The organism is Candidatus Binatia bacterium (assembly GCA_036382395.1).
Lineage (GTDB): Bacteria > Desulfobacterota > Binatia > HRBIN30 > HRBIN30 > JAGDMS01.
The window spans coordinates 1-5,008 of record DASVHW010000195.1 but is presented as its reverse complement, the minus strand read 5'-3'; the positions used below and the strand labels follow the sequence as shown (position 1 = coordinate 5,008).

The 5,008-nt window shown below is 62.9% G+C and carries 6 protein-coding genes; 5 read left to right on the top strand and 1 reads right to left on the bottom strand.

Annotated features, from left to right (window positions below; translation table 11 throughout):
• The 5 genes from VF515_09030 to VF515_09010 form a co-directional block, all read left to right on the top strand.
• A partial coding sequence (locus tag VF515_09030; GenBank protein HEX7407776.1) for an AMP-binding protein occupies positions 1-1,062 on the top strand: 1,062 nt, incomplete at its 5' end.
• A 14-nt stretch (positions 1,063-1,076) separates the two neighbouring features.
• A complete protein-coding gene (locus VF515_09025; protein ID HEX7407775.1) occupies positions 1,077-1,415 on the top strand; it encodes a hypothetical protein in 339 nt (112 codons plus the stop codon).
• 905 nt (positions 1,416-2,320) lie between these two features.
• Positions 2,321-2,947, top strand: a complete 627-nt coding sequence (locus VF515_09020) for a histidine phosphatase family protein (protein ID HEX7407774.1) — start codon at positions 2,321-2,323, stop codon at positions 2,945-2,947.
• Positions 2,948-3,007: 60 nt separating this feature from the next.
• Positions 3,008-3,919: an NAD(P)-dependent oxidoreductase gene (locus tag VF515_09015; protein ID HEX7407773.1), complete on the top strand. Its 912-nt coding sequence runs from the start codon at positions 3,008-3,010 to the stop codon at positions 3,917-3,919.
• A gap of 30 nt (positions 3,920-3,949) precedes the next feature.
• Positions 3,950-4,414 (top strand): nuclear transport factor 2 family protein, encoded by a 465-nt coding sequence (locus VF515_09010; protein ID HEX7407772.1) that lies wholly within the window; start codon positions 3,950-3,952, stop codon positions 4,412-4,414.
• 72 nt (positions 4,415-4,486) lie between these two features.
• Here the strand turns inward: VF515_09010 and VF515_09005 are convergent.
• Positions 4,487-5,008: SRPBCC domain-containing protein (locus VF515_09005; protein HEX7407771.1), on the bottom strand; the 522-nt coding region annotated here is incomplete at its 5' end.

Below are 5,008 nucleotides of genomic sequence, written 5' to 3'. Positions count from 1 at the left end.
GACCTCGCCGACATCCTGTTCACCTCGGGCACGACGGGGAAGCCGAAGGGCGTGATGACGACGCACGAACAGAACCTGCGCGCCTTCGACGCCTGGTCCGGCATCGTGGGCCTGCGTGCCGGCGACCGCTACTTGATCGTGAACCCGTTCTTCCACGGTTTCGGATACAAGGCCGGGTGGCTCTCCGCCATCATGCGCGGCTGCACCATCCTGCCACACCAGGTATTCGATGTGGACGCGGTCCTGCAACGCATCGACAAGGAGCGGATCTCGGTGATGCCGGGACCGCCGACGCTCTACCAATCGATTCTCGCCCACCCAGATCGCGGCAAGTACGACCTCTCGAGTCTGCGCCTGGTGGTTACCGGTGCGGCCGTGATTCCGGTGGAACTGATCCACCGCATGCGCCGCGAACTGGCGATCGAAACGATCATCACCGGTTACGGCCTGACGGAGACTTCCGGCGTGGTCACCATGTGTCGTGCCGAAGACGATGCCGAGACCATCGCCACGACCTCCGGGCGGGTGATCCCCGGCGTCGAGGCACGTTGCATCGACAAGACCGGCACCGAGGTGCCGCGCGGCCAGCCGGGGGAAGTCGTGGTGCGCGGCTATAACGTCATGAAGGGCTACTTCGATGATCCTGCCGCCACTGCCGAGACCATCGACGCCGACGGCTGGTTGCACACCGGAGACGTCGGCGTGATGGACGAGCGCGGCTACCTGCGCATTACGGATCGCATCAAGGACATGTTCATCATGGGCGGGTTCAACTGCTACCCGGCCGAGATCGAGGGCATCATGCTGACGCACGACGCCATCGCCCAGGTCGCGGTCATCGGCGTGCCCGACCAGCGCATGGGTGAAGTCGGTATGGCCTACGTCGTGCCGCGGCCCGGCGCCACGCCGACGCCCGAGGCGATCGTCAAATGGTGTCGCGAGCACATGGCGAACTACAAGGTTCCAAGGTTCGTTGAGCTGGTCGACGCGCTGCCCATGACGGCCTCGGGAAAGGTCACTAAATTCGTCCTCCGCGAACAGGCCCAGGGGCGCAGGCAATAGGTGAACACTCACTGATGGTGACGTTCTTTCAACTCTTGCCGGTCGGCCTATCCGCGCTGGTGCTTGCCGCGCATTTTTTCCGCAGTGGCAATGTACCGCTCCTGCTGGCGTCGCTGGCGATGATCTGCCTGATGTTCGTCCGGCATGCCTGGGCCGCTCGCGTCATTCAACTCGGCCTCCTTTTCGGGGCGATCGAATGGGTCCGCACGCTCATTCTCCTGATTGCGACTCGAAAGGAACTCGGTCAACCGTACACTCGCCTCAGCGTCATTCTCGGCGCCGTCGCCGCTGTCACCGCCGCCTCCGCGCTCGTGTTCCGGACACGCAGGCTGCGGCGGCGCTTCAGCTCCTGAAAGACTTCTGGGATCTCGTGGCTTTGCACAAAAAGTCCGGTAACCAGCGGGCACCCTTCGATACGGCCGCTGAGAACCCTTCGGCACGGTGCGAGAATCGCGCGCCTGCTCAGGAGCGGCCTACTCAGAAGGGTGAGCGGTAAAACACCTTGACATTGCACACCCAACCGCTCGTCCTGAGAGCCCGAACCGGCGAAGGCGCCGGCTTGGAGAGGCCATGAACCGTTCTCACGCCCGACACCACCGCCCGGGGCGATGCCCAACGCATCCCACGAGCAAGCGGGCTGTATTCCGTACGCCGAAGGTGTTCCGTACCATAGCCCAGGGTTGGGTCAGTGACCCTTGCCGCGGCAGCGGCTACCCTGGCCAGCGAAACCGATTCCTCGGCTAGCCTGAAGGGGTTGCGCTCGACTCGACTTGCGGACACCGTTCCGCCGGAGGCTAGCTCAACCAGAGGCCTACAACGTGACGCCTATAGGTCCGTGTGAGACCGAGGCGGCGGCCGGACGCAACCCTTTCAGGGTTGAAAACTGTTCGGACCATCGACCCAGGGTAGCTTCGCAACCCTGGGCTATGATGGATAACGCCTTCGGCGTAAGGAATCGTCCCATCTCGGTTCTGTCGCTTATGGGCCAACGCCCTGGCCGACGGACGGCGCATGTTCATGGGCAGGCTCTCGAAGCACGTCTTCGCATTTATCGCCAGTAGTCATGAACCTACGGTTCACCCTCGCACCATGAAGAGCCCGCAACAGCCAAGCTTGGTGGGCGCAGGCCTCTGTGCCTGCGCGGAGATCAGTTCGGCGGGCGCGGAGGCCCGCCGCCACCGTTTCCTGAGCAGTCTCAACAGGTCGCGGAAACCCGTGCCCGTTGAACGGTCGAGGATCATGGCGCTAGGATGCCGCCGTGTCTTCCAACCGAGATCTTTTCCTTGTCCGACACGGCGTCACCGACTGGAACGAAACAGGCCGGCTGATGGGGCGCATCGATGTTGGATTGAACGCCCGCGGCAGGGCCGAGGCTGATGCGGCGGCGCAGGCCCTGCGCGAGTTTCCGTTGCGCACGGTAGCCGCCAGCCCGCAACGGCGCACGCAGGAAACTGCCGAATCCATCGCGCCACTCCATGGCCTCACGATCCGTACAGAACCGGGGCTGGACGAGGTCTGGGTGCAAGAGAGCTGGCAGGGCAAAACATGGGACGAGCTGCAGGGTGATGCCGATCTGCAGCGGTACATTCAGGACCCGACGTACCGCTGCGACGCCATCGAGCCCGCGCCACGTGTCCAGGAAAGGGTGATCGCGGTGGCGGAACGCCTGCGAGCCGAAGCCGAAGGCGCCGTGTTGCTCATCTCGCACGGCGATCCGATCAAGCTCCTCATTGCTCACTATCTGTCCATGGACCTTTCGGCCTTCCGCCGCCTGGTGATCAACACCGGTTCGGTGAGCGTGCTGCGCTTCAGCCGAAGCTATGGCAGCCGGTTGCTGGTGCTGAACTGGAAGCCGCCAGGGTCTCTGCGACAACTGCTCGATTGACGCAATGCTTGCCGGTCGTGTAACGTCGTTGCCTCGCACCACAACACAGTGGAGGTAGGAGTGCTCAAGAACGAGAAGATTCTCATCACCGGTCCGGCAAGTCAGGTCGCGCTGCCGATGGCGCGGGAACTGGCCAAGCACAATGCGGTCTATGGGCTCGCCCGTTTTGGCGATGCGGGCGACCGGGCCCGGTTGGAAGCGCTCGGCGTCAAGTGCATTCAGGCAGATCTCGCCCAGGATTCCTTCGCCAAGGTTCCCGATGATTTCACCTACGTCCTGAACTTCGCCGTGGTGAAAACCAGCGACTTCGACTACGACCTGACGGCCAATGCCGAGGGTCCCGGGCGGCTCATGTACCACTGCCGCAAGGCCAAGGCCTGGCTCCACTGCTCATCGGGAGGCGTGTATCAATATGCAGGACACCACCCGCTGAAGGAAACCGACCCGCTCGGTGACGACACCCACAAGACCCTCTTGCCCACTTACAGTATTTGCAAGATCGCCGCCGAGGTCATGGCTCGCTTCGGAGCACGGCAGTGGAATATCCCGACGACCATCGCCCGTCTGAGTGTGCCGTACGGCAACAATGGCGGCTGGCCTGCTATGCATCTGGATTGGATGCTGGGCGGCTCGCTCATTCCGGTGCATCCGGACAAACCCAATCTGTTCAACCCGATCCACGAAGATGATTACATCGCCCACATCCCCAAGTTGCTGGCGGTCGCCGCGGTGCCTGCAACCATCACCAACTGGGGCGGCAGCGAACCGGTGAGTGTCGAGGACTGGTGTGGCTACATGGCAGACCTGACCGGATTGGAGCCCAAGTTTGTCGACACCGACAAAACCATCGGCAGCCTCACAATGGACATGACGCGCATGCACCAGCTGGTGGGGCGAACCGCCGTCGACTGGCACGACGGCTTCCGCCGCATGATTCAGGCCCGCCATGCGGAACTGCCGCTGCGCAAGTGACTGCAATTCACGGGAACGGAGGTTGAGAACATGTACGATCTGCAGGAGATCGAAGCGATCAAGAGGCTCAAGTACAAGTATTTCCGCTGCCTGGACACCAAGCGCTGGGACGAGATGAAGGAGTGCTTCACCGAAGACGCCAACGCGGCCTACAGCAGCGGCAAGTACTCCTTCCAAGGCCGCGATCAGATTGTGCAGTTTCTCATCGATGCCATGAACCGCCCCACGGTGCTGTCCGCACACCATGGCCACCATCCCGAGATTGAACTCACCAGCCCGACCACCGCGGTGGGCGTATGGGCGCTGGCGGACGTGTTCATCGACCTGCAGGCCGCCATCACGGTCCGTGGTGCCGCGTACTATCGCGATGACTACGTGAAGGTGAACGGGCAGTGGAAGATCAAGACGACCGGCTACGAGCGGACGTTCGAAGAAGTCGAAAACCGCGGCGACATTCCCAGCCTGCAGATTACCGAAAACCGTTTCGTCAAATAGGCGCAGCCCCCGGCAGAGAGCGTCAGACGTCGTAGCGAGCTAGGCAGCTAAAGTCCGCCACCGCCTCGCACTTCACGAAGACGGTTGTATGGCTGGCACATGTCGGGCTTCAGCGCGCCGCTTGAGCGCAAGGCCATTGGCGGTGAAGCCGACAACAATGCGACGGCCATAGACGCGTCGAACGAAAGGGGCGAGGACGCCGGACGTGCGCTCGTAGGTGTAGTAGCGAGTTCGGCTGGTGGTGACGGGCGCGAGGTATTGGACGCGCTCCGCGTTGAGCCACGGAGACACGACGCCATAGGCCAGGCAGCAGTTGTCCTCATAGATGGTGAGCGTTTCGTGCTGCGTGAAGCCGGCCTCGCCGAGCCGTTCGCTGTCGTACGGTCCCCAGCGGGGTCCAAAGGTGACGGTCTGACCCGCCTCGGCGCGCGTGTCCAGCCGGAAGAAGCGGTTCAGCGGGTTCCAGTCCGGGTAGCGATCGAAGCCGACGACGATCGGCCAGACGAGATCGGCGGGGGCATCGATGTCGATGGGCTCGGTGAGGACGTTGGCCGCGAAGAGGCCGGGGATGCGGCATGGATTGGCCGGATCGAA

What these genes read in the sequence shown, in the direction of transcription:
- VF515_09025 (HEX7407775.1), top strand. Translation starts at nt 1,077, where the DNA reads ATGGTGACGTTCTTTCAACTCTTGCCGGTCGGCCTATCCGCGCTGGTG.
- VF515_09010 (HEX7407772.1), top strand. Translation starts at nt 3,950, where the DNA reads ATGTACGATCTGCAGGAGATCGAAGCGATCAAGAGGCTCAAGTACAAG.